Genomic DNA, 24,509 nt, shown 5'->3' with positions numbered 1-24,509 from the left:
GCCCTTGCTCATCGCTGTTAGGAAGCCTTCCTGTTGGAAGCGTGATCGCGGAACACCATGTCCGCGAGGCCTTGCAGGCCGGTGTAGAAGGCGCGGCCCTGGTTGGCCTCGGTGAAGCGCTCGATGAAGCGCTGCAGATGAGGGTCGCGCGCGATCATGAAGGTGGTGATGGGGATCTGCGCCTTCCGCGCGCGAGCGGCGGCATCGAGGCAGCGCGCCACGATGAAGTCGTCGAGCCCGAAGCTGTTCATGTAATACTCGCCATCGCGCTTGATGCAGCTGGGCTTGCCGTCGGTGATCATCACGATGCGGCGGTTGCGCACCTTGCGACGGCGCAGGATGTCCATGGCGAGTTCGAGGCCGGCCACGGTGTTGGTGTGGAAGGGACCCACCTGCAGGTAAGGCAGGTCCTTCAAGCTCACCTGCCAGGCATCGTTGCCGAAGACGACGATGTCGAGCGTGTCCTTCGGGTAGCGGCGCTTGATCAGTTCGGCCAGCGCCATGGCCACCTTCTTGGCGGGCGTGATGCGGTCCTCGCCGTAGAGGATCATGCTGTGGCTGATGTCGATCATGAGCACGGTGGCGCAGGCGCTCTGGTGCTCGGTCTCGATCACTTCCAGATCGTCCTCGCTCATGCGCAGGTCGTCGATGCCGCGCTGCTGGGCATTGCGGATGCTGTCGCTCATGGCCACCTGCTCGATGCGGTCGCCGAAGCGGAAGGCGCGCCGGTCGCTGGTGGGCTCATCGCCCGGACCGGCCTTGCGCAGGCCGTGGCTGCCGCGCTCGCTCTTCTTCAGCTTGCCGAAGACCTGATCCAGCGCGCGCTCACGGATCAGCTTCTCGGCCTTGCCGGTGAGCGGCGTCTTCCCGCCTTTCGTGGGCCGGCCGATCATGCCGTGCTTGCGCAGGTCGTCCTCGAACTCCTTCCGGCCATAGGCCTTCGTGTAGAAGCCGTGCTCCTTGTCCAGCTCGTCCATCCAGTCGAGCGCCTCTTCCACATCGCCGCTGGTATGGGTGAGCAGCTCGATGAAGAGCGGCAGCAAGCGCTCGAAGGGCGTGCTATCGTCCTGCGGCGGAACGTACTTGGCGAAGCGGTGCCCGAGCATGCAGCGAAGTAACAGCGGGAAGCGGCCGGGGTTCGATGGGCTGCCGAATCATACCGCGGCGGTGATGAACGGTGCCACGAATGACCATCGGCCCCAGCCCGAAGCAGTCACGCAGCTACCTTGCCCACCCCTCAACTGAACGCATGAACGCACGCCTCGCTTCTGTTTCGGCCCTCATATGCCTGGGCCTGCTGCAACCTGCCACCGCCCAGCAAGCCCTATCCAACAAGGACATCTGGGCCAGCCCGCTCTTCAGCGCCGAGTACGTGGGCGGCTTGGCCAGCATGAAGGATGGCCTGCACTACACCGTGCTCGAGGAGGAAGGTGGCGAGGCCATGATCAACCAGTATGCCTATCGCACCGGGAATAAGGTGGCCACCTTGGTGAAGGCCGGTGAGTTGGTGCCTTCGGGTGGCAAAGAGCCCATCGGCATCGAAGGCTACAGCTTCAGCGGCGATGAGAAGAAACTGATGTTCGAGACGGAGAGCGAGCCGATCTACCGCTACAGCTCCTTCGCCTACAACTACGTGTTCGACCGCGCGAGCAAGAAGCTGGTGCCGCTGAGCGATGTGAAGAAAGCCAAGCAGCGCCTGGCCACCTTCAGCCCCGATGGCAGCAAGGCCGCCTTCGTACGCGACAACAACCTCTTCGTGGTGGACCTGGCCACGATGAAAGAAGAGCAGATCACCACCGACGGCGAGTGGAACAAGGTGCTGAATGGCGCCACTGATTGGGTGTATGAAGAGGAGTTCACGCTGGTGCAGGGCTACGCATGGAGCCCCGATGGCAGCAAGCTCCTGTACCTGCGCAGCGACGAGAGCGGCGTGAAGGAATTCGACCTGACGCTCTACAAGAACCAGCTCTACCCGAGCGAGTACCGCTTCAAGTACCCCAAGGCTGGTGAGGACAACAGCAGGATCTCCTTGCACCTGCGCGACCTCAGTGGCGGCCTCACCTACAGCATCCCCTTGGGCACCGAGGAAACGGACATCTACATCGCGCGACTGGGCTTCACGCCGAAAGGCGAACCTTGGTTCATGCGCCTGAACCGACTGCAGAACGAGAAGGTGCTTTGCACGGTGAAACTGCCGCCGCCCGGCACCAAGGCGCGTCCGGTCCCCACCGAGATCTACAAAGAGACCAGCCCCACCTACATCGAAGTCACCGACGACCTCTTCTTCCTGGCCGATGGCAGCGGCTTCATCCTCACCAGCGAGAAGGATGGCTGGAACCACATCCACCGCGTGAACCTGAAGGACGGCAGCCAGCAGCAGCTCACCCGCGGCGCCTGGGACGTGGTCGGCGTGAAGGGCATCGACGAGAAAGGGCAGCGCGTGATCTTCACCGCGGCCAAGAGCGCGCCCGAGAACCAGGAAGTGCTGGCTGCGCCGCTGAGCGGGAAAGGCGTGATGCAGCTCTCGCCCCTGGGCGGCGTGAACGATGCGGAGTTCAGCACGGGCTTCCGCTTCTTCATCAACACGCGCAGCACGCTGAACACGCCGCCGGTGATCACCCTGCACGATGGCAGCGGCAAGCAGGTGAAGGTGCTGAAGGACAACGCCAAGCTGGCGAAGACCTGCGCCGACTACGGCATGCAGCCCCGTGAGTTCTTCACCTTCACCACGAGCGAGGGCGTGGAGCTGCGCGGTTGGATGATGAAGCCCGCGGACTTCCAGAGCCGGGAGCGCTATCCGGTGCTGCTCACGCAATACAGCGGCCCCAACAGCAACCAGGTGCTCGACTCCTGGGGCGGGCGCAACAACCTATGGCACACCCTGCTCGCCCAGAAGGGCTATATCGTGGTGTGCGTCGATCCGCGCGGAACGGGCCATCGCGGCCGCGACTTCCGCCACATCACCTATGGCCAATTGGGCAAGTACGAGACGGTGGATCACATGGCCACCGCCCAATGGCTGGGCCAGCAGCCATGGGTGGATAAGGAGCGCATCGGCATCTGGGGCTGGAGCTACGGCGGCTACATGAGCAGCCTGTGCATCACCAAGGGCGCCGACCTCTTCAAGGCTGCCATCGCCGTGGCGCCCGTGACCAATTGGCGCTACTACGACAGCATCTACACCGAGCGCTACATGGGCCTGCCCAAGGACAACGCCAAGGGCTACGACGACAACAGCCCGGTGTTCCATGTGAACAAGCTGAAAGGGAACTACTTCCTCATCCACGGCCTGGCCGACGACAATGTGCATTACCAGAACGCTGCGGAGATGACCAACGCGCTCATCAAGGCCAACAAGCCCTTCGACCAGTTCATGTACCCCGATCGCAACCACGGGATCGGCGGCGGGAGCACGCGGCTGCACTTGTATGAGATGATGACCGAGTGGCTGACCCGGAATCTTTAAGGACCTGTTCATAAGCCGGATCAGCAGCCTGCGCGCCAGTTCCGCATCCGCTACTTTTGCCCTGCATGGCGCATTCGCGCCCAGTGCATGAACGAAGGTCATCACCCGCCACCGCATCGCAACCATCAGCAAGGCTGCGTGGACCGCTACGAGGCCATGCAGCGCAAGGGGACGAGCGTCTTCTTCGACGTGGAGGACCTTGAATTGGTGATTGACCACTACCTGCAGGAGAACGATGCACGGCGCGCCAAGGAAGCGCTGGACTTCGCCATGGCGCAGCATCCGGGATCGGTGGAGCTCATGTACAGCGAGGCCGTGGTGCTCATGAACCTCGGGCGCTTGAACAAGGCCCTGGAGGTGCTCGACGCCTTGGGGAAGCTGGAGCCCTGGAGCGCGGAGGTGCACCTGCACAAGGGCAGCATCCATAGCCAGCTGCGCAACTACCGCCGGGCCATTGAGCACTACCGCCGCGCGCTCGAGCTCGCCGATGAGGGACACGATGAGATCCTGCTCGACCTCGCCTTCGAGCACGAGAGCCTGGGCAAATACGACGAGGCCATCGACCTGCTGAAGCGCGGCCTCGACGTGAACCCGGAGAACGAAGGCCTGCTCTATGAGCTCGCGCATTGCTTCGAACTCTCCGGCGCGGACCAGAGCGCGATCGCCTTCTTCCGGGAGTTCACCAATGAGCACCCGTACAGCCTGGTGGCCTGGTACAGCCTGGGCAACGCCCTCTCCCGCCTCGACCGGATCGATGAGAGCAACGAAGCGTTGGAATACTGCCTCGCGATCAACGAGGAATTCGCTTCGGCGCTCTTCACCAAGGCGCGCAACATGCTGGTGAAAGGCGATTATGCCGGTGCGGTGACCTGCTACGAGGAGGTCCTCGGCATCGAAGGCCCGCAGGCCGTCACGTTCAGCTACATCGGCGAATGCTACGAGAAGATGGAGCGCCATGAGCAAGCGCTGATCCACTACGACCAGGCCCTGGCTCTGGACCCGAACTGGGTGGATGCCTGGGTGGGCCGTGGCGTGGTGAAGGACATCCAGGGCAAGCTCTCCGAGGCGGTGAAGGACTTGGAGACCGCGGTCCGCCTCGCGCCGGATTCGGGCGACGCTTGGTACTACTATGCGAATGCCTTGGGCCGCAGCGAACGGTACGAAGAATCCCTGTCGGCTTATACCCGCCTGAACACCCTCGACGCTGGCAACCTCGATGGCTGGCTCGATCATGCCGACCTGCTGCTCGGCCTCAAGAGCCCCGAAGCAGCCGTGCTGAAACTGCGCGAAGGCGACCAGGTGCACCGCATGAATCCCCGCTACCGCTACCGCCTGGCCAGCTACCTGCTCCGCGCCGGCCAGCAGCAGCAGGGCCTTCTGGAACTCGAAGAAGCGCTGATGGCCGATCACGCAGGGCACGCGCAATTCCTGGAGCACTACCCCGAGGCCTCGGCCATGCCTCAAGTGATCCATCTCCTGGGACTATACGCTCCATGAACTATACGCTCTCGCATATCCCGGAACGCACGGCGAAGCCGCGCGAGCACGGGCTGACCATGGTCATGGACAAGGGCCTGGCCATTCGGCAGGCCGAGGACATGATCGAGGCGAGCGGCCATTTGACGGACCTGGTGAAGCTGGGCTTCGGCACTTCGTTCATCACGAACAAGCTGAAGGAGAAGATCAAGTTGTACCAGAAGGCCGGCATCCGCGTCTATCTGGGCGGAACGCTCTTCGAGGCCTTCGTGGCACGCGGGCAGTACAAGGATTACCGCAAGCTCCTTGATCAATTCGGCCTCGATACCGCTGAAGTGAGCGACGGCTCCATCAACATGCCTCAGAAGGAGAAGTGCCGCTACATCACCGATCTGGCCAAGCATGTCACGGTGCTCAGCGAAGTGGGCAGCAAGGAGAGCGGGATCCTGATCAGCCCCTCGAAATGGGTGAGCATGATGAAGGCGGAGCTCGATGCAGGCAGCTGGAAGGTGATCGCAGAAGCGCGGGAGAGCGGCACCGTGGGCATCTATCGCCCCAGCGGCCATGCGCATACCCAGCTCGTGAACCGCATCCTGGCCAAAGTGCCCGCCGAGCACATCATGTGGGAGGCTCCGCAGAAAGCGCAGCAGGTCTGGTTCATCAAGCAGCTCGGCGCCAATGTGAACCTCGGCAACATCGCTCCCGAAGAGGTGATCCCCCTCGAAACGCTCCGTCTGGGCCTGCGCGGCGACACCTTCTTCCAGCACCTGCCCGAAGCAGTGGCCGAGAAGCTCCGGCAAGTGAAGCCCGAGAACTGACCCGCGCTCCAGGATCACTTGGAAAACTCGCTGCCCGAACGGGCCGGATGGATGGCGCAGCGCACCTACCTTCGTCGCTACAATTCAAACCACGCCCCATGAGTCAACGGATACCCTTCGCCTTCGCGGCGCTTGCCCTTACCGCCACGGTGAGCGCACAGCGCTACCTCACGGAGACCTTCTCCGCGGCCAACATCACGACCACCCCCGACGTGATCTACGGCACCAACATCGATTTCCTCACCAGCAACCTGGCCTCGCCGGATGTGAACGCCAACGTCACTGAGCTGCAAACGGCCGTGACCCTGGGCAACCCCATCCCTTCGGCCTACTTCGACCCCACCGATGGCAGCACGGCCGTGAAGGTGACCAACGTGCGCATGGATGTCTATGAGCCGAGCCAGAGCATCGATACCGAGATGCAGCGCCCGCTCGTGGTGTACATCCACACCGGCAATGCACTGCCTCCGCCCATCAACGGCAGCCCTAATGGAACGCGCAAGGACAGCAGCGCCGTTGAGGCCTGCACCCGCATGGCCAAGCGCGGCTACGTTGCGGTGAGCATGAGCTACCGCTTGGGCTGGAACCCCCTTGCGGCCACCGAGCTCGAGCGCCGCGGCAGCTTGCTCAACGCCATCTATCGCGCCCTTCACGATGTTCGCCAGTGCGTGCGCTTCATGAAGGCCAACGCCACCACCTACCGCATCAATCCGAACAAGATCATCGTCCTGGGCGAAGGCACCGGAGGCTACATCAGCCTGGCCCATGCCACGCTCGATGACGTGCAGGAGCTCTACATCGAGAAGTTCCGCCCCGACCCCTTCGATCCCACGGTGAGCTTCGTGGACCCTGCCTTGGTCGGTGACATCGAAGGATTGAATGGCCAGCTCACCCTTTACCGCCCGAATGGCCAGACCAGCACCTCTCAGTTCTGCGTGAACATGGGCGGCGCCCTGGCCGATACGAGCTGGCTTGAGCAAGGCGACCAGCCGATGGTGGCCTTCCACACCGTGTTCGACCCCTTCGCGCCCTTCACCGAGGGCATCGTGATCGTGCCCACCACGGGCGGCCCTGTTGTTCCGGTGCAAGGCAGCAATCTCTTCATGGAACTGGCCAACCAGTACGGCAACAACGCCAGCTTCGCGAACCTCCCCAGCACGGATTCCTACACGGCCCGTGCACGCTCGCTCTACGGCAGCACCCAGACCCATGGCGCCAACAGCGTGGTGATCAATACCGATGTGGAGGGCCTGTTCCCCGTTGTGCGCCCGGCATGGCCTGCCCCCGCACAGGAAGAAGCCAGCCCTTGGCAATGGTGGGACCCCAATAGCCCCATCGCACAGACCGTGGTGAGCGCCGGCCCTCCGCCCATCACCGCCCACATGGCCAGCAGTGCCAGCAACCCGGATATGAGCGCCACCAAGGGTCGCGCATACCTCGATTTGAGGGCGCTGGTTAAGTGAGCGTTTGGCCGAACCCCGCAACGGAGAATGTGAACGTCTCCATCGCGCAGGGCCTTGTGCGCCGCTACCGCCTGCTCGACATCAATGGCCGCGTGGTGGCCACTGGCAATCCTGCGGCGCAGCGCTTCGTGATCGAGCGCAACGGGCTCGTGGCCGGCACCTACCTGGTGGAATTGGAAGCGGAGAACGGACGCATCGTGCGCAAGCTGATGCTCGATTGATCATTCAAGGACGGATCGGAGAAGGGCTGCCGCAAGGCGGCCCTTTTCTTTGCGCCCATCATGGAACGCATCACGGAGCGCGAATCGCGCCACAACGACCTCGAGCGCAAGACCACGCGTGAATTGCTGCTGGGGATCAACGCCGAGGACCGGCTCGTGGCCGATGCCGTCGCTGAGGCGATACCCTCCATCGAATCGCTGGTGGATGTTCTTGCGGAACGCATCGCGCGCGGGGGCCGGCTCTTCTACCTGGGCGCGGGAACGAGCGGGAGATTGGGCATCGTGGATGCGAGCGAGTGCCCCCCCACGTTCGGCGTGCCGCACGGCCTGGTGATCGGCCTCATCGCGGGCGGTGACAGCGCGATCCGCAAAGCCGTGGAGTTCGCCGAGGATGACCGTGAGCAAGGCTGGGCGGACCTGCAGGAGCATGCCATCGGAGCAGACGATACCGTGATCGGCATCGCGGCGAGCGGGAGCACGCCGTATGTGGTGGGCGCTTTGGAGCGATGCAACACTGAAGGCATCCTCACCGCGTGCATCACCTGCAATCCGGGAAGCCCCGTGAGCCTGGTGGCCAAGCATCCCATCGTTGCCGCTGTCGGCCCCGAATTCATCACCGGCAGCACGCGCATGAAGAGCGGCACGGCGCAGAAGCTCATCCTGAACATGATCAGCACCGCCACCATGATCAAGCTCGGCCGCGTGAAGGGCAACCGCATGGTCGACATGCAGCTGAGCAACAACAAGCTCATCGACCGCGGCACGCGCATGGTGATGGACGGGCTGGGCATCGGCTACGATGAGGCGAACGCGCTGCTGAATGAGCACGGCAGCGTGCGGAAGGCGGTAGAGAGCCGCCGCTGAACGACGAGGCCCCATGCACGAAATCGAGCCCTACTGGAACTGGCGGCACAAGTACACCAGTGAAGAGGACGAGCGCTCGCCCTTCTTCGGCGAGGAGCACAGTGAGCTCTACTTCACCAACGCCGTTTACGACCACTTCATCCACCCGCAATGGGACAGCTTCGGGAGCAGCACGCTGTACATGAAAGTGCTCTTCGCCGACTACGAGGATGGTTTCGCGATCCTGGAGCTCATCGGCGAGTGGAACGACCTGCTGCACAACGACGTGATGACGCTCAAGCGGAACATTGTCGAGCACCTGATGGCCAACGGCATCCAGCGCTTCATCCTCATCGGCGAGAACGTCCTCAATTTCCACGCGAGCGACGACGAGTACTACGCCGAATGGTTCGACGAGGTGAACGAGGCCGATGGCTGGATCGCGCTGCTCAACTTCCGCCCGCACGTGCTCGAGGACATGCAAGCGGCGAACATCGACCACTACTTCCTGCTCGGCGGCAAGCTCGATGCGATGCGCTGGCGGACGCTGGGTCCGGAAGAGCTGTACGAAGCGGTCGGCGCCGTGGTGATGAAGCGCTTGGGCTCCTAGAACCCGCCGATCTTCACCGTCATTCGCGCCATGTAGTTGCGAAGCGCATCGGGCGCGGTATAAGGCAGCTCGAGATCGCTCGTCCACAGGTAGGAAGCGCCGAACCCCACGCGGAAAGCCTCCACCACGGTGACCTCAAGCTCAAGGCCGGGCTCCACCGCTACGAAGGCCTGACCATCCGTGCGGTTACGGCGATCGCTGTTGCTGCCGCTGTTCGAGCGCGGGTAGCTGTACGATACGCTGCCCAGACCGATGAGCACCGGAACGGTAAGGTGCACTGCGTGCTTGCCCAGGACTATCGGTTCGATCAGCAGGCCGCCGTAGCCGTAGCGCAGCTCGAGCCCGCTCACGTCCTCGGTGCCGAAATCGCGCAGGAACTGCTCATAGGCCACATTCTTGATCGTGCTGCTGCTCCATGCGCCGCCCAAACCCAGCGCCACCTTGTGCTCGAGGATGAAGGCCCCGCTGAAGCCGAGCAGGAGCACATCGGCGCCCATCACGTTGGTCAGCTTCGGCGTGAATCCGAAGTAGCCGCCGGTCACGGAAGTGCTGTCGTTGAACAGGGCCTTGGGCTTCGGTTTCTCCTGGGCCGATGAGGTGGAGGCTGCAAGGAGCGCCAGGGCGAAGAGAAGGGGTCGGTTCATCATGGCCGAAAGGTATCGGCTCACGCCCGCCTTTTCCGCAGCAGGTGCCATACGTGCCGGTCGATCGGCAGCGACACCGCATCTTCAGCGGCCTGCGCAAGCGGGGCCCATCGGAACACCTCTTGATCGCCTGGACCCGTTATGCCCCTGTACGGGAGATCCACCACGGGAATGGCCTCCAAGCCTGCCACCCGGAACGTGAAGTACACGCTCACCACCTGCATGGGCGTGCTGTGGAAGGCGCTCTGCTGGAAGAAATCCGTGGTGTAGAAATGCTCCACATCCAAGGCCTCCACCCCGATCTCCTCGCGCACTTCGCGGATCAAGCATTCCTTCAAGCCTTCGCCGTATTCCAAACCGCCGCCGGGGAACTTGGTGATGCGCTGGCCCTTGATCAGCTCATCGGCCACCAGGACCTGCGTCCGTTCCGCATTCAACAGCAAGCCGTAGGCGCGGATCGTGAACATGGCTCAGGCCACCGGTTCGAGTTTCACGCTCTTCAAATGCTCATCGAGCGAATCGTCGGCCACCTCGCGCCTCATCAGCGTCAGGTCGGTCACAACGCGCTCGCCGCAGTACTGCTCGTTCTCGAGCATGGACCAGGCCTGCTCGAACTGCGCGGCCTTGAGCGGCCCGGCGATCAGCAGCATGGGCTGCAAAGGAATCTCGACACCGAGCTTCTTGATGCGCTTGTTCGCGCGCACATGGTCCAGCAATCGCTGCTGCAGCGCGCTGATCGGCCCGACCGGCTCAACGCCCACATAGATGCGCTTGCGGTCATCTGAATGGCGGATGCCATCGAGCTTCAGCCGGAAGCCGCGCTGGCCGGAGGCGCCGCGCGCAATGGAATCGCTCAACGTGGATTCGTACTCCGGCGGGAGCTCGCTCTCCAGCAGCGTGATGCCCGGCAAGCGGTAGAAGCACTCGAAGCGCCCGATGCGGTCGCGCAGCGCATGGCGCGTCTGCATCACCCAGGCCAGCGCATCGCTGGGCACATCGATGCTCACGCGGTACTGGCAGGTGTACACCAGCGAGTCGAAGAGCGTGAGGGCGTCAACCGCCGCCTTTCGGGCCATGGCGCAAAAGAAGCCGCCCGGAGCCCCGGTCAACCCCTGCTCGTTACCGCGAAGGCAACAGGTCATTGGTGAAAAGCGGCACGATTCACGGTGCGCGCATACTGATCGCATGGCGATCGCGGTTGTTCAAGCATCCTAACCCAAACCCTTGCGCTATGGTCCGACCCTTGACCTTGTCGTTGGCGCTGGCGCTGGCCGCAGGCCTCGCCGCGCAGAGCACCGAATCGATCCAGCTGCGCTTCGCGCTCGATAGCCACGAGCTCGCGGCTACAGAGCACGCCGCCTTGCTGCGCGCCTGCGACGATCCCGCGGTGAACCGCATCACGCGCATCACCCTGCACGGCCACACCGACGTGCGCGGCAGCATCGCTTACAACGAAGCCCTGAGCCGCCGCCGCGTGGATGCCGTGCGCGAGGCCCTGACGGGCACCTGTCTCGCCGGCAAGCCCATCGAAGTGACCTGGAGCGGTGAGCGCATGCCCGCGGCCCAGGGCGCCAACGAGGCCGACCACGCGCTGAACCGCCGCGTCCACGTGGAACTGCACTTCGGCGACGCCCCCCTTCCTCCGGCAGTTCTTTGCGCGCATCCCAAAGTGAAACCGCTGCTGCCGGGCATCGACAAGGCACGCGAGCGGCATGTGGTGGATGCTGCGCAGTCCATCAACGTGCTCATGAGCGATGGCGTCCGCGTGATGATCCCGGCGAACGCGATCCTGGACGCGCTTGGCCGACCGGTTGAAGGCGAGATCGAACTGAGCTACCGCAGCTTCAACGAGCCCTACGAGATCATCGCGAGCGGAATCCCCATGCACGTGAGCACACCGGCGGGCATGGGCCACATGGAGACCGCCGGCATGTACGAGCTGTACGCCAGCGCCAACGGCGAACAACTGAGCCTTGCGGAAGGCGCGCGCATCACCCTCGAGCGACCGGAAGAACCAGCGCTCGAAGAGGGCTTCGTGGGCTGGCAACTGAATGCCGGCACGGGCGATTGGCAGCCGAGCGGCCAAGTGAGCGCAGCGCCCATGAGCGCAGTGCAAGCATCGAGCGCCACGGAAGCCACCAGCCTGTATTGGAACAAGCTCTGGGACCTCGAGCGAGAGAAGCGGCCGGACACCACACTCTTCGATGCGCGGCGGGCCAGCGCCCGTTACTGCCATCTGACGCCATGCGATACCGCGGCATCCGGCAGAAGCTGGATCCGCAAGCGCGACCGCTTCAAGCACCAAGGCCGCGTGCCGGAGATCCGCGTGGCGGGTCACAAAGGCATGTACGACGCCGACCGCATCGTCTTCGTAGTGCAGGTCGACAACAAGAATGACAAGCAATTCCCCGATTGGCGCCGCGTGCCGCATAAGGCCATCTGGGAATACACCGGTCCCGAATCGCGCGCCATGTTCAAGCGGCTCTATGGGCGGAGGCACCTGTTCCAGGACATCCACCTCGATATGGAAGCCGGGCAGGAGGAAGGCACGCTCTGGCTGAAGGAGAACGGCGAATGGCTGCAACTGCCCGTGAGCGCGAAGTGGAACCGCAGCTCGCCCTTGAAGGCTGCTCAATGGGACCGTGCCATGGTGCTGTATGCCAAGGCGCTCAACAAGCGGCAGGCCCGCTTCGACCGTGATGTCATGCGCAGCGCCAACCGCTACAAGCGCGAGCATGCCGATATGCCGCTCACTGCCTGGAAGCACGCACGCCGCGCCATGAATGACAGCGAACAGGCCATGGTGCTAGAGCCCTGGCGCGAATACGCCGCCACGCGCCGCCCGGTGAACTGGGAACAGGGCAATGCCAATTTCGCTGCGGTGCGCACCACGTTCGGCCTCGATGGCTTCGGGCTGTACAACATCGACCGCATCATGAAGATGGCCGTGCAGCAGAACGTGCTGGCCAGCGCCGTAGGACCCGATGGCGCGCCCTTCCCTTGGGTCAATGCCTACGCCGTGCTGCGCGACGAGAACTCCGTGATCACCTATTGGGAAGCGGCACCGGCACGCGCGACAACCTGTTGGTGGCGCCGGGCAAGATGAAATCGCTCTTCCTCGTGGACCGCGACGGCAAAGTGGCCCGCGCCGATGTGGCCCCGCTGAACAGCAAAGAGCCGCGCGTGGTGCTCAAGGCGCATCCGCTGGATGAACCGAAGAGCTTGGACGAGCTGCGCGCGGATGCCAGTCGGTGAGCTAGCTTCGGGCGCATGAGGACCTTCATGCTCGTGCTGGCCTTAGCGCTCACGCGCCTTGCAGGAGCCCAATTCCAATGGGAGCAGCTGCCCGATTTCCCCGGCACGGCGAGGGATGATGCCGCTGCCTTCAGCATCGATTGCGACGTGTACGTTGGGACGGGCATGCAAGTGGGCTGGTCGTTGACGAATGACTTCTGGAGGTACGACTCCTTCAATCAGACCTGGAGCCCATCAACGTCAGTACCCGCGTCACCTCGGCAATACTGCACTGCACAAAGCATATCCGGCCAAGGCTACCTGTTCGGCGGCCTGGATGCTTCCGGTCCATTGAATGAGCTCTGGTCCTTCGATCCGGGCACGCAATCCTGGATCCAGCGTGCCTCACTGCCCGGTGCTGGTCGCTATGCATGCGGCTCATTCGTTTCTGCCAACGACCTCTACATCTGCGGAGGAATCATCGCCGGCGGAACTGCTTTGACCGAGTTGTGGAGGTATGAACCCTCCACGGATTCCTGGGAGCAGCGCACGTCCCTGCCCGGCGTGGGCAGGCACCGGATGGGCACTGCCGAAGGCGGATTCGTCGCCGGTGGCGCTGATTCCAGTTATGCCGCATTGGATGAATGCTGGTCCTATAACATCTCTGGAGATGAGTGGGCGCCAATGCCCGCATTGCCCGAAGGCCGGTTCGGAGGAAGCGGGGTGAGTTGGAACGGAGGCCTCTTCTACATAGCCGGCGCGGTTGACAATTCGAACTTCAGGGCGACGGCTTTCCGCTTCACCGCATCGGGCTGGGAACTTGCAGACGCCGTGCTTCCAAGCGATCGGCGGGGAGGCGTTGTCGCCGCGTCCGGCTGCGCCGGTGGATGGAATTTCCTGAACTACGGCCTTGGGCTCGATGGCACCATGGCACGCCGCAACGATTGGTACGGGACCACGTTCGCATTCTCCATCGGCGAACAATCGCCGTCCTCCTTCAGCGTTTACCCGAACCCCGCCAACGAGGCGATACGATTGCCTGATGGCATGTCATTCAACGAGGCCCTCATCATCAATGCCCAGGGCCAAGTGGTGGACCGGATCAGGGCGAACCGTGGGCACGTGCTTCCGATCCATCATCTCTCAGCTGGTGCATTCACGCTGCATCTTCGGCTGAACGAGGGCTTCAGCATCGCACGCTTCATCAAGCTCCCTGATGCAGTTCATTGAACCTGCCCTCGATGCCTATTGCGAAGCCCAGAGCGGCAACGAGCCGTGGTACCTGAAAGAGCTCGCCGCCGAAACACGCGAGAAAGTGCACATGCCCGCCATGCTCAGCGGTCATCTGCAAGGGCGATTCCTCGCCATGCTCAGCCAGCTCGTTCGGCCGCGCATCGCTGTCGAGATCGGCACCTACACCGGCTACAGCGCGCTCTGCTTGGCCGAAGGGCTCGCTCCCGGTGGCATGCTGCACACCATCGACATCGACCCCTACCTGCCGGAGATGGTGCACCGCTACGTCGAGAAGGCCGGCATGCTCGACCGCATCACCATGCACCATCGGCCAGCGCTTGAGGTGATCCCGGAGCTTCCCTCTCCTTTCGACCTCGTGTTCATCGATGCTGATAAGCAGAACTACCCGGCTTACCTCGAAGCCGTGCTTCCGCGCATGGCGAAGGGCGGCATCATCATCGCCGATAATGTCCTATGGAGCGGAAAGGTGCTCGCGCCAAAGCAACAGCGCGACGACCAGACCTCCGCGCTGGTCCGATTCGCCGAGCTGGTGAACGCGGATCATAGGCTCGACCCGGTGATGATCCCGCTGCGCGATGGAGTGCTCGTCGTGCGCGTGAAGTGACCGGCGTCAGCCGCGCATACCTTCGTTCGACCCCAACTTCACCGCCATGGAAGCACAACTCTTCTACAAGGAACTGGGCCGCCTCCTCTACGCGATCGCGGCCGCGGATGGAAAGGTGTCCGACAATGAGGTGCGCACCCTGAAACGCGTGGTGAGCGAGCAGCTGGTGCCGCAGGAGGTGAGCACCGATCACTTCGGCACCGACCAGGCCTACATCACCGAATTCGAGTTCGAGGTGCTGGCCGAGCGCGGCGCTTCCGTGGAGGGCGCCTTCGACTCCTTCATCGCCTATATGGCCCGGCACCGGCACGACCTCACCGCTGAGCGCAAGGAGCTGATCTACCGCTGCGCCGATGCAGTGGCCAGCGCCTTCCATGGCGTGGGCAAAGCCGAACTGCCCTTGTTGGCCGAGCTGCACAAGCACCTGCATTAGCCCTGTACCCGAGCCCGTTATCTTGGGCGCGTGCGCATCGTCGACCTCCGCTCCGATACAGTGACGCAGCCAACGCCCGCCATGCGCGAGGCGATGCTGAGCGCGGAACTGGGCGACGACGTATTCGGCGAGGACCCCACCGTGAACGCCTTGGAGGAGCGCATGGCCGTGCTCTTCGGGCACGAAGCGGCGCTCTTCTGCCCGAGCGGCACCATGACCAACCAGATCGCGATCAATGTGCATACCCGTCCCGGCGACGAGGTGCTCTGCGAGGAAGGCGCGCATGTCTACCGCTACGAGGGCGGCGGCATGATGGCCAACAGCGGCTGCAGCGTGAAGCACCTGCCTGCCGATCGCGGCCGCTTCACTGCCGATGATGTCGAAGCGGCCATCAACGACCGCAACGCCGCTTACCTGGCCAACACGCGGCTGGTGGTGATCGAGAACACCGTGAACCGCGGCGGCGGCGCCGTCTGGGACATTGCCGAAACGGCGCGCATCCGAACGATCTGCGATGCCCATGGCCTTGCGCTCCACCTCGATGGCGCGCGGCTCTTCAACGCCATGGCCGTTGATGGCAGCTCACCGCAGGATTGGGGCCGCACCTTCCAGAGCATCTCCATCTGCCTCAGCAAGGGCCTTGGCGCCCCGGTGGGCAGCGTGCTCACCGGCGATCGGACCTTCATCCTTCAGGCCCGTCGCGTGCGAAAGCGCTTCGGCGGCGGCATGCGGCAGGCGGGCATGCTCGCAGCGGCCGGCCTCCATGCGCTCGATCATCATGTGAAGCGCCTCGCCGTTGACCACGCGCGCGCCAAGCTCATCGGCGCAGCGATCAGCACAAGGCCCTGGTGCAAGCACCTGATGCCGATCGACACCAACATCATCATCTATGACCTGCGCGCTGAACGCACGGCGAAGGAGCACGTGGCGCTGCTCGAGTCGAAGGGCATCCGCTGCTTCGCCATCGGCCCAAGCCAGGTGCGCATGGTCACCCACCTCGACATCGGGGACGAAGGCACTGATCGGACCATTGCCGCGCTGAACAGCATCACTGCATGAAAGCCGCCATCCTCGCTGCCATCGCTTTCACCCTTGCATCCTGCACCGGTGCGCAATACCTGGAGAAGGGAACGCACGATGGTGTCGAGGTCGCTTACCGATGGAACCACCCGCCTGGCAAGCCCAGCGAGCTGCTCCTGCGCTTGAAGAACATCGCCGATACTGACCGCGCCATCGCGCTGGCCATCGACCTCCACTACCAGGGCCGCAACGTTGAATCGTTCGAGGCCGACACCTGCTTGCGCCCCGGCATGATGCTCTTGGGCAAGCTCAATGGGATCTACTTCATCCCGGAGCGCCTCACCACCGATCAGATCAAGGATGGCGGCGCTCAGATCGAAGTGACGCGTACGGATGTGACCAAGGCCCCCTGCCCGTGATCAAGCGCAATGCCATCGACCGTGCGTTGCCAGCGCTGATCGCCTTGCTGCTGGTGGCTTCCGGACTGCTCCTGGGGTGGCATCACCGTGAAACCGAGCAGCGCACGGCGGACCTGGCGGGCATGGGCCTCCTGCGTGCCCAGCAGATGCTTGCGGTCCGGATCGAAGCCATGTTCCATGAATGGGAGGAGGATGCCGTGGAGGAATCCTCCTCCATCGCCGAAGGCATCAGCGATGAGCAGATGATCCTGCGCTGGAAAGGGCTGCTGCGCTCGGATTGGCCCGTGATCTCCATCCGATTGGCCGACGAGTTCGGCAACGAGACCAGCCTGCACCGGAAAGACACGGCCTTACTGCTCGTGCGCACGCAGCAAGGAGGCCCGGACAGCCTGCCCATGGCTTATACCATCAGCGAGCGCGGCATGGACACCGTGCCAAAGCCGTGGGGCGCATTCGGGCGCTACGACCCGCGAGAGCGGATCTGGTTCAGCAAGGCGCTGGAGAACCGGCGCGAGGAACCGGTCTGGAGCGAACGCCAGTTCGGCGATAGCGTGCAGCGTGTGTTGCAGGTTTGTCACCTGATCCGCAGCAAGAGCCCCGAGCAGGCCTTCCGTGTGCTGCTGCTCGACATCGACCTCGGCCGCGCCGCCTCCATGGATGCAAGGTCACCCAGCCTGGTGCGCTACGGCATGCTGCTGATCAATGGCGACGCCCGTGTGTATGCCAGCAACCCAGCTGCCACCGAAGAGCCCATGGCCATGGTGCTCTCCCGGGCGCTCCCAACCTGGATCGAACGGAAATTCAACAAGTCCATCATCCTGGAAGAGGGCGGCCGGTCCTACGCCGTCCAAGTGAGTCCCGTGCAACTGAACGGCTGCCAGCTGTATACGGCCATCGGCATCGAAGCCACGGAATTCGCGGAGCTCACGAGCAGCGAGCTGCGCGCCAATCGCATCGCGGCTGCCATCCTGGCCACCTTGGCCGTTTTGCTCATCCTGCTCGCCTGGCGGGGCCGGATGCGGCGACGGGCTGCTGGAATTCTCGCATTGCAGGCACGCCAGCTGCAGGATCGCCTCACGAAGGCCACAGGTGAGCGTGAAGTGCTGAGCCGAGAGGTGCATCATCGGGTGAAGAACAACCTTCAGGTGGTGAGCAGCTTGCTGAACCTCCAGGCATCCTCGCTCGACGATCCGCACGTACGAGACGAATTCCTGCGCGGCAAGCGCCGGATAGACACCATCGCGCTGGTTCACCACCGCCTGTATGACCAGCCTGACCTGCGCAACATCAATCTCGATTCCTTCCTGAGGCAGCTCTCGGACTCCATCGCTGGCATGCACGAAGGACTGCGTTCCACGGTGAGCATCGGCGTGGAGGCCAATGGCCTGAAATGCGACCAGGACACCGCCATCGAACTGGGCATCATCGTGTGCGAATTGGTGAACAACGCCTTTCAGCACGCATTCCCGCACGCCACGGGCGGCCACATCGATCTCACGGCTTCGCGCGTGGAGGGCGACCTGTACCGCTTGGTGGTGAGCAACAACGGCGTCCCGCCCGCGAACGGCGCGCGCAGCGGACCGGGCAAGCTGGGACTCGAGATCGTGGAGGCGCTGGCCGAGCAGCTCGATGGCAGCCTGCACATGCGCAACGATGGCCATGCGGCCTTCGAAGTGCTCTTCCGCATGCGGCACACAGGCACCTCAGCGGAAACCGACGAGGCCCAAGGCACCAAGTAGGCCGCCGCTCGCCCTGAGCAAGGTGATCTCCGCCACCTTGGCATCGAAGCCGGCTACAACGGACTGCCGCTCGGCATTCGCCAGGTCCAACTGGGCCTGGCGGAACTGAAGGCCGGTGAGCAGGCCGGCTCGGAACAGCTCGCGTGTGCGATCGAAGTTGAGCTGGGCCGTTGTCACGGCATCACCTTGCATCCTCAAGACCTCGCGCTGGCTGCGCCACGTGGTGAAGGCATTCCGCACATCGCGCTCCACTTGAAGGCGGGCCTGCTGCTCCGCAAGCTGGGCATTCTCGGCTCGCAGTCTCGCTTGCTCGGCCTGGGTGCTGACCCGTCCGCCATCGAACAAGGGAACGCTGACCGTGACGCCGGCATTGAGGCCTTGCGTGTAGGTGCCGAGCACGAGGCCCACTCCATTGCGCTGATCATTCACGCCGTAGTTCGCGTTCAGGTCGAGACGTGGCCAGCGCAACGACCTCGCGATCCGCTGCTCCACTTCCGCAGCGCGCACCTGGGCGGTGGCCGATGCGAGCTGCACGTTGCCCTGCAGGGCCTCCTGCACCAGCTGCTCCTGCGACAAGCCTTGGGCGTAGGTGATGCTCCGGGAAACGCGCAACGGCGCATCGGGCGCCCGCCCGATCAGCACGTTAAGGTCGCGCGCACTGCGTTCCCGTCGCTGGCGTGCGAGCAGGTACGCCGTGCTGTCGGACTGCAGATCCACTTGCGCGTTGAGCAAATCCAAGCGGCCCGTGCCGCCCAGAGCCGCCTTCCCTTCCTGCCGCTGGTAACGGTCGGCGCTGATCTCCACGATGCGTTGCGTGATCGACACATCCTCATCCAGCGCGGCGAGGGCGTAATACAGCGCGATCACCTGCGTGAGCGTGCCCTCCACCTGGGCGCGGGTGCGGAGATCGGCCAGCTGGGCGCTCAACTGAGCACGATCGAGCGTGGCGAAATTGCCCATGCCATTGAAGAGCGTGTAGGTGAGGCCGATCTGCCCGCCGAGGGAGGTGTTCACCACGCCGGTGCGCTCCACATCGGGGATCCCTTCGGTGAAGTCGAGCCGGGTGTCCTGGTTGCTGTAGTTGCCGCGCCCAGAGGCCTCGAAGCGCGGCAGCAGGCCCGCATTGCCCGCAGTGGCTTGCGCATCGGCGATGGCCGCCTCGTTCTTCGCGATGCGGATGCCGTGCTCGTTGGCGAGCGCAAGCTGGATCGCAGCGGAAAGCATGAGCGTATCCTGAGCGAACAGTACGGCAGCGCACACGAAAGCACTAGTGCTCGCGATGATCCTCAAGGTTCTCATAAGGTAGTTCGATCACGGCGGGTTCAACGGATTCGGCGCTCGGCCTCTCTGCGTTCCAGGCCCAGCCCATGAAGCGCCGCAGCTCGTTCAGCACGGCCATGAGCACCGGAATGAGGATAAGCGTGACGAATGTGGCGATGGCCAGGCCGTACGCCACGGTAATGGCCATGGGAATGAGGAATTGCGCTTGGAAGCTCTTGTTCAACGTGATGGGCAACAGGCCGGCCACCGTGGTGAGCGAGGTGAGCAGGATGGGCCTCAGGCGAGAGAGCGCTGCGGTGCGCAACGCTTCGTGGAAAGGCATGCGCTCCTTCATGTTATCATTGAACGTGCTCAATAGCACCAATGAATCGTTGACCATCACGCCGATCAGGGCGATCATGCCGAAGAAGCTGAAGAGGCTGATCTGCACGCCATGCAGCCAATGGCCCCATGCGATCCCGATGAAGCCGAAGGGGATGCAGAGCAGCACCACGAGCATCTGCCAGAAACTGCGCAGCGTGATCACGATCATGGCGAACATGATGATCAGCGTGATGGGCATCACGCGCATGGCGCTGGTGCCCACCTTGCGGCTCTGCTCTCCCTGGCCCTCGAAGCTGTAACTGAGACCGGGGTACTTGGCAAGCAGCGGCGGCATCACCTCGGCAGCGATCACGCCCTGGGCATCGGTGGCGCTCTGGGCGCTGCTCGCCAGGTCGGCCTCCACGCGGACCTCCCGCTTCCCATCCAGGTGATTGATGGCACGGATGCCCCGTTCGATGTGATACGTGACCAGTTCGCTCAAAGGGATCTGCCGTCCGTCGATGGTGCGGATGCGCATATCCTCCAGATCGCGGAGCGATGCGCGGGCAGCTTCCGCGAAGCGCACTTGGATCTTCACCTCATCCTCGCCGCGCTGCACGCGCTGGGTCTCAAGCCCGAAGAAGCCCTGCCGCACCTGACCGGCGATCTCCTGGGCGTTAAGGCCCAGCAGGAACGCCTTCTCCTTGAGCTGCAGCACCACCTCCCTGTTACCCGGGCGGTCACTATCCACCACATCGCGAAGGCTCGGGAGCTCTTGCAGCTCCGACCGCAACTCGGTCTTCGCCGCGTTGAGCTCCGATAATTCGTTGCTGCGCAGCGATACCGATACGGGCTTCCCGAAGGGCGTGGCCAGCCCGAATGTGAGGTTCTGCACACCCGGGACCGTGCCTGCCATCTCCCTGATCCGGTTGCTGAAGTCCTCCGCGCGGAAGCCGCGCTGCTCTCCATCGAGCAGTATGATGTTCAGCTTGCCCTGCTCCGCGCGGGGCCCGAGCATGGATTGGACCTTCAGCACCACGTCCTGGCTGTCCTCGCGGTTGGCGCTCAGCTCATCGTTCAACTTCCAAACGAGCTGCTCCATGCGCTGCAGTTCGCTCAGGACGATCGATTCCCGCGTGCCTGTGACCATCTCAAGGTCAACAGCCACATCGTCGCGCTCGATCACCGGGAAGAACGTGGTCTTGATGACGCCTTTCCCGACGAAGCCGATCGTCACAGCCAACAGGAAGAAGCAGATGCCCACTGTGAGCATCTTGTGCCGCATAATCCGATCGAAGAATGGACCGTAGCGCTTCTCGCGCAGCCAACCCATGAAGCCATCCATGCGCGCCTCGAAGCGGTTCTTCTGCCTCGTGAGGCCCTTCGAGTGCGCTACGTGCGCTGGCAGCGTGAAGGCTGCTTCCACCAAGGAAAAGCCAAGCGTGGCGATCGTGACGAAGGCAAGGGCCGGCGCGAAATCACCCAAGCGGCCCTCGATGAAGAAGAAGGTGCTGAAGGCGGCCACCGTAGTGAGCACCGAGCTGACCACAGCCGGCAGCACCTTCCGGATGCCGATGAAGGCAGCCTGGACCGGGGGATGGCCGCGCTCGAACTCCTGGTAGATGCTCTCGGTGATCACGATGCCGTCATCGACGAGGATGCCGACCACGAGGATCATCCCGAAGAGGCTCATGACATTGATGGTGATGGCTGAGGGCGCCAGGATGAACATGCCGGCGAAAGCGACAGGTATGCCCACCGCCACCCAGAAGGCAAGGCGCCAATTGAGGAAGAGCGCCAGCGTGACGAGCACGAGGACGAATCCCTGCAGGCCGTTCTCCACGAGCATCTCGATCCGCTGCCTGAGGACGGTGGTCGCATCGCTGATGAGCGTGGCCTTCACAGCGCTGCCGCGTGCGTTGAAGTCCTCCATGTACTTCAAGGTGGTCTCAGCGATGAAAAGGATGTCCTCGCTCACCGTGCTGCTCACCGTGACCACGACGCTGGGCACCCCGTTCACGTAGTTCCGCGCTGGGTCATCGGCCCAGGCATCGCGCACATCAGCAACGTCCTGCAAGCGCAGCATCCGACCGTCGGCTCCGGCCCTCACCACGGTGTTGCGCAGGCCTTCGGCTTCCACGCGCTTATCGCGAACACGGATGAGCAGTTCCTCGTCGCTGGTCTTGATCTTGCCGCCCGTGACATCGAGGTTCGCGGCCCTTACCGCCGCAGCGGCCTGCACGAAGCTCAGGTTGTTGGCGCGCAGGTCGGCTTCGCGGAAGGCCACCTCGATCTCTTCCTCCGGGAAGCCGCTGAGCTCCACCTTGCTGAGGCCATCGACCGAGCGAAGGTCCTGCTCCACACGGCGGGCCATGGTCTTCAGCGCACGCAGGTCGACGCCCTCACCGCTGAGCGCGAAGCTCACCGCCGGGCGGATGTTCTCCAGCTTGAACGTGCGGATGGGCTCCATGCCTTCAGGCAACTGCGGAATGCGGTCCACCGCGTTCTTCACATCCTGGAGCACCGCATCCGTGTCGTATCCCTTGACCACCTCGACCGTGATGATGCCGCCGTTCTCCTGGCTCACGCTGCTCACGCGCTCCACGCCGCTCACGCCCTTCACATCATCCTCGATGCGCAGCACGACGCCCTCCTCCACTTCTTCAGGAGCAGCGCCCGGATAGATGATCTGCACTTGGATCGTTCGGCTCTCCACCTCAGGGAAGAGCGAGCTCCGCGTGGACCTCAGGCCGAAGATGCCGAAGATGAAGATGAGCACCATCACGGTGTTCACCGCAACGGGGTACTTGATGAAGTATGCGGTCAGGCCTTTCATGGCTGCACGGCGGCTACACGCATTCCTTCATGAGCGCCGCTGAGGCGATCGGTCACCACCACCTGCCCATTCGCAAGGCCGCTCACCACGGCCTGCTCCACGCCTTGGTGCAGCACCTCCACCGGCTGCTTCACCAGCGCGCTGTCCTGCACGGTGTAGAGGGCCGCATCCTCCAACAAGGCGCTTCGCGGAACGCTCACCGCATCGTTCAGCGAACCGGCCATGATGGTGCCCGTGAGGTATTGGCCATCGCGCAGTCCTTGACCGTTCACCTGGACGAAGAGCTTCACTGTCTGCGTGCCGCCATCTATGCTCTCACCGACCCGGATGATGCGGCCCTTGTAGGTTCCAGGGACTTCATGGCTGGCAAGGCGAAGCGTATCGCCCACCTTCACGAAGGCCAACTCGCCCGCACCGATGGCCGTCTCCATTTCCAATGAGCCCGGCGCGATGAATTCTCCGAGCCGTGTTCCCGGCGTCACGATCGTGCCCGCTTCTATGCCGGCTCCAACCACCACGCCATCGAATGGCGCCGGTACGGTGTACTTGGCGAGCCGCTCGTAAAGCGCTCGAATGCCGTAGTACTGGTCGAGGACTCCGCGGCCTGCGAGGTAATTGCGTTCTTGCTCGCTCACCACCTTCGGCAGATCCGGCAACTGGCCTTCCACCGGTACGCTCTTCAGATAGCTATCCCATTTCGCCGCGACATCCGGCAGGTCGATGCGGAGATCAGGCACAAGCTGCACCAGGGTCCGGATGAAGCCGCTCTGCTGGGCGTTCACCTGCGCACGCACCTCGCCATCATCAATGCGGAACAGCACCTCGCCTTCGGCGAAGCTCACACCCTCGCGGAAATCCTTGCCGGTACGCAGCACGGTGCCGCCCACTTCCGCGGTGATCACCATGCGGTCCATGGCGCGGAGCCTGCCAGTTACCGGGATGCTCAACTGCACGGGGCCGTTCCGCGCCACAAGCGTTCGAACCAGGCGCGCCTGCGTCGCTGGCGTTGACCGCTCGGTATCGGCCTTGCTGTCCTTCAACTTCCTGCAGGTGACCACGCCACCCACCATGAGCACTAGGCCAAGGACGATTGACAGGCGTCTTCTTAAGAGATCATTCATGCGCGGATGGATCGGATGATGAATTCGGGGACGGACTTGCGGCGCTTGCTGATCATGCGGCGGAAGGCCTCGTCGGTGATGCCGTGTATGTGCGTGATCATGGGCCGGGCGATGAAGGGGTGCGCGCAGAGCGCCATGATGTTCACCAGCAGCTCGCGCGGGTCGATGTCGATGATCTCGCCGCGCTCGCGCGCTTCCGACACGAGTCTCAAGAAGCACTGGCGGCTCTCCATGCCCCGGTCGATGAAGGCGCGCAGCCCTTCGGGATCGCGGTTCACCTCATTGGCGATGAAGAGCGGGAGCTGCGGGTTCTCCGTCATGCGGTCGAGGTAGGCCCCTACGAAGGCCTCGATGGCCTCGAAGAGGTGCTCGCGCCCTCTGAGCGAATCCCAGATGCAGCCGAATTGCTTCTCCACCCCGCCCTTGAACACGCCCTCGAAGAGCCGCTGCTTGTCCCGGAAGTAGTAATGGAGGAGCGCCTTGTTGATGCCGGCCTCATCCGCCACTTCCTGCATGCGGGTGCCCGCCATGCCCTTGCGGATGAAGACCGCGCGCGCAGCTTCAAGGATGCGCTGCTCGGTGCTCTCTTCCTTCACGGGGGCCATGCGGGCGCAATATTAACCATCTGGTTAAACCCGATGGTGAGGCGCCATGACCAACCGTTGGTGCGCCGCTTGCGCGCAGGCAGCGGCTGAGGGCATCAAGGCACCGGCACCTGCCGGCC

Annotated in this window: 23 protein-coding genes; 15 read left to right on the top strand and 8 right to left on the bottom strand. The window is 63.4% G+C overall.

Annotated elements, in window-relative coordinates; all coding sequences use genetic code 11:
• Positions 1-17 precede the first annotated feature (17 nt).
• Positions 18-1,106: a VWA domain-containing protein gene (locus IPK70_13165; protein ID MBK8228108.1), complete on the bottom strand. Its 1,089-nt coding sequence runs from the start codon at positions 1,104-1,106 to the stop codon at positions 18-20.
• Positions 1,107-1,249: 143 nt separating this feature from the next.
• On the opposite strand from IPK70_13165, the gene IPK70_13160 reads away from it, so the two are divergent.
• From IPK70_13160 to IPK70_13130, 7 genes are all read left to right on the top strand, one after another.
• A complete protein-coding gene (locus IPK70_13160) occupies positions 1,250-3,466 on the top strand; it encodes a S9 family peptidase (GenBank protein MBK8228107.1) in 2,217 nt (738 codons plus the stop codon).
• A 138-nt stretch (positions 3,467-3,604) separates the two neighbouring features.
• Positions 3,605-4,963, top strand: coding sequence for a tetratricopeptide repeat protein (locus tag IPK70_13155; protein ID MBK8228106.1), 1,359 nt, complete (start codon positions 3,605-3,607; stop codon positions 4,961-4,963).
• On the top strand, positions 4,960-5,760 hold the full coding sequence (locus IPK70_13150) for a phosphosulfolactate synthase (protein ID MBK8228105.1): 801 nt from the start codon (positions 4,960-4,962) through the stop codon (positions 5,758-5,760). Before IPK70_13155 ends, IPK70_13150 begins: the two co-directional genes overlap by 4 nt.
• Positions 5,761-5,858: 98 nt before the next feature.
• A complete protein-coding gene (locus IPK70_13145; GenBank protein MBK8228104.1) occupies positions 5,859-7,223 on the top strand; it encodes a carboxylesterase family protein in 1,365 nt (454 codons plus the stop codon).
• Between the two features lie 29 nt (positions 7,224-7,252).
• On the top strand, positions 7,253-7,444 hold the full coding sequence (locus tag IPK70_13140) for a T9SS type A sorting domain-containing protein (GenBank protein ID MBK8228103.1): 192 nt from the start codon (positions 7,253-7,255) through the stop codon (positions 7,442-7,444).
• 60 nt (positions 7,445-7,504) lie between these two features.
• Positions 7,505-8,308 (top strand): N-acetylmuramic acid 6-phosphate etherase, encoded by an 804-nt coding sequence (murQ, locus tag IPK70_13135; protein ID MBK8228102.1) that lies wholly within the window; start codon positions 7,505-7,507, stop codon positions 8,306-8,308.
• Between the two features lie 13 nt (positions 8,309-8,321).
• Positions 8,322-8,897, top strand: coding sequence for a hypothetical protein (locus tag IPK70_13130; protein MBK8228101.1), 576 nt, complete (start codon positions 8,322-8,324; stop codon positions 8,895-8,897).
• Here IPK70_13130 and IPK70_13125 read toward each other — a convergent pair.
• The 3 genes from IPK70_13125 to IPK70_13115 are packed head-to-tail and all read right to left on the bottom strand — an operon-like array spanning position 8,894 to position 10,617.
• Positions 8,894-9,544, bottom strand: coding sequence for a hypothetical protein (locus IPK70_13125; protein MBK8228100.1), 651 nt, complete (start codon positions 9,542-9,544; stop codon positions 8,894-8,896). The two genes, IPK70_13130 and IPK70_13125, sit on opposite strands and share 4 nt — an antisense overlap.
• Before the next feature lie 17 nt (positions 9,545-9,561).
• Positions 9,562-10,008: an NUDIX domain-containing protein gene (locus IPK70_13120; GenBank protein ID MBK8228099.1), complete on the bottom strand. Its 447-nt coding sequence runs from the start codon at positions 10,006-10,008 to the stop codon at positions 9,562-9,564.
• A 3-nt stretch (positions 10,009-10,011) separates the two neighbouring features.
• The gene (locus tag IPK70_13115) at positions 10,012-10,617 is read right to left on the bottom strand and encodes a 2'-5' RNA ligase family protein (protein ID MBK8228098.1); all 606 of its coding nucleotides are present in this window, start codon (positions 10,615-10,617) and stop codon (positions 10,012-10,014) included.
• Positions 10,618-10,772: 155 nt separating this feature from the next.
• On the opposite strand from IPK70_13115, the gene IPK70_13110 reads away from it, so the two are divergent.
• Genes IPK70_13110 through IPK70_13075 form a run of 8 tightly spaced genes read left to right on the top strand, consistent with a single transcriptional unit; the run spans position 10,773 to position 18,244 of the window.
• On the top strand, positions 10,773-12,647 hold the full coding sequence (locus tag IPK70_13110) for an OmpA family protein (GenBank protein ID MBK8228097.1): 1,875 nt from the start codon (positions 10,773-10,775) through the stop codon (positions 12,645-12,647).
• Entirely contained in the window at positions 12,644-12,796 is a 153-nt protein-coding gene (locus IPK70_13105; protein MBK8228096.1) for a hypothetical protein, read from the top strand. Before IPK70_13110 ends, IPK70_13105 begins: the two co-directional genes overlap by 4 nt.
• A gap of 15 nt (positions 12,797-12,811) precedes the next feature.
• Positions 12,812-14,005: a hypothetical protein gene (locus IPK70_13100; GenBank protein ID MBK8228095.1), complete on the top strand. Its 1,194-nt coding sequence runs from the start codon at positions 12,812-12,814 to the stop codon at positions 14,003-14,005.
• The gene (locus IPK70_13095) at positions 13,992-14,633 is read left to right on the top strand and encodes an O-methyltransferase (GenBank protein ID MBK8228094.1); all 642 of its coding nucleotides are present in this window, start codon (positions 13,992-13,994) and stop codon (positions 14,631-14,633) included. The genes IPK70_13100 and IPK70_13095 overlap by 14 nt, the downstream gene beginning before the upstream one ends.
• A gap of 46 nt (positions 14,634-14,679) precedes the next feature.
• On the top strand, positions 14,680-15,066 hold the full coding sequence (locus IPK70_13090; GenBank protein ID MBK8228093.1) for a TerB family tellurite resistance protein: 387 nt from the start codon (positions 14,680-14,682) through the stop codon (positions 15,064-15,066).
• 36 nt (positions 15,067-15,102) lie between these two features.
• A complete protein-coding gene (locus IPK70_13085) occupies positions 15,103-16,125 on the top strand; it encodes an aminotransferase class V-fold PLP-dependent enzyme (GenBank protein ID MBK8228092.1) in 1,023 nt (340 codons plus the stop codon).
• A complete protein-coding gene (locus IPK70_13080) occupies positions 16,122-16,505 on the top strand; it encodes a hypothetical protein (GenBank protein ID MBK8228091.1) in 384 nt (127 codons plus the stop codon). The genes IPK70_13085 and IPK70_13080 overlap by 4 nt, the downstream gene beginning before the upstream one ends.
• Entirely contained in the window at positions 16,502-18,244 is a 1,743-nt protein-coding gene (locus IPK70_13075; GenBank protein MBK8228090.1) for a sensor histidine kinase, read from the top strand. The genes IPK70_13080 and IPK70_13075 overlap by 4 nt, the downstream gene beginning before the upstream one ends.
• Here the strand turns inward: IPK70_13075 and IPK70_13070 are convergent.
• Genes IPK70_13070 through IPK70_13055 form a run of 4 tightly spaced genes read right to left on the bottom strand, consistent with a single transcriptional unit; the run spans position 18,209 to position 24,390 of the window.
• The gene (locus IPK70_13070; protein ID MBK8228089.1) at positions 18,209-19,534 is read right to left on the bottom strand and encodes a TolC family protein; all 1,326 of its coding nucleotides are present in this window, start codon (positions 19,532-19,534) and stop codon (positions 18,209-18,211) included. The two genes, IPK70_13075 and IPK70_13070, sit on opposite strands and share 36 nt — an antisense overlap.
• The gene (locus tag IPK70_13065; GenBank protein MBK8228088.1) at positions 19,512-22,664 is read right to left on the bottom strand and encodes an efflux RND transporter permease subunit; all 3,153 of its coding nucleotides are present in this window, start codon (positions 22,662-22,664) and stop codon (positions 19,512-19,514) included. The genes IPK70_13070 and IPK70_13065 overlap by 23 nt, the downstream gene beginning before the upstream one ends.
• Complete coding sequence (locus tag IPK70_13060) at positions 22,661-23,785, bottom strand: HlyD family efflux transporter periplasmic adaptor subunit (protein MBK8228087.1); 1,125 nt, start codon at positions 23,783-23,785, stop codon at positions 22,661-22,663. Before IPK70_13060 ends, IPK70_13065 begins: the two co-directional genes overlap by 4 nt.
• Positions 23,782-24,390 carry a TetR/AcrR family transcriptional regulator gene (locus tag IPK70_13055; GenBank protein MBK8228086.1) on the bottom strand — a complete coding sequence of 203 codons (609 nt, stop codon included), beginning with the start codon at positions 24,388-24,390 and terminating at the stop codon, positions 23,782-23,784. The genes IPK70_13060 and IPK70_13055 overlap by 4 nt, the downstream gene beginning before the upstream one ends.
• Between the last annotated feature and the right edge of the window lie 119 nt (positions 24,391-24,509).

This window comes from Flavobacteriales bacterium (assembly GCA_016712535.1).
Taxonomy (GTDB): domain Bacteria; phylum Bacteroidota; class Bacteroidia; order Flavobacteriales_F; family PHOS-HE28; genus PHOS-HE28.
Note: the sequence above shows the minus strand (reverse complement) of the source record. Positions and strands in the feature narration are given on the sequence as shown.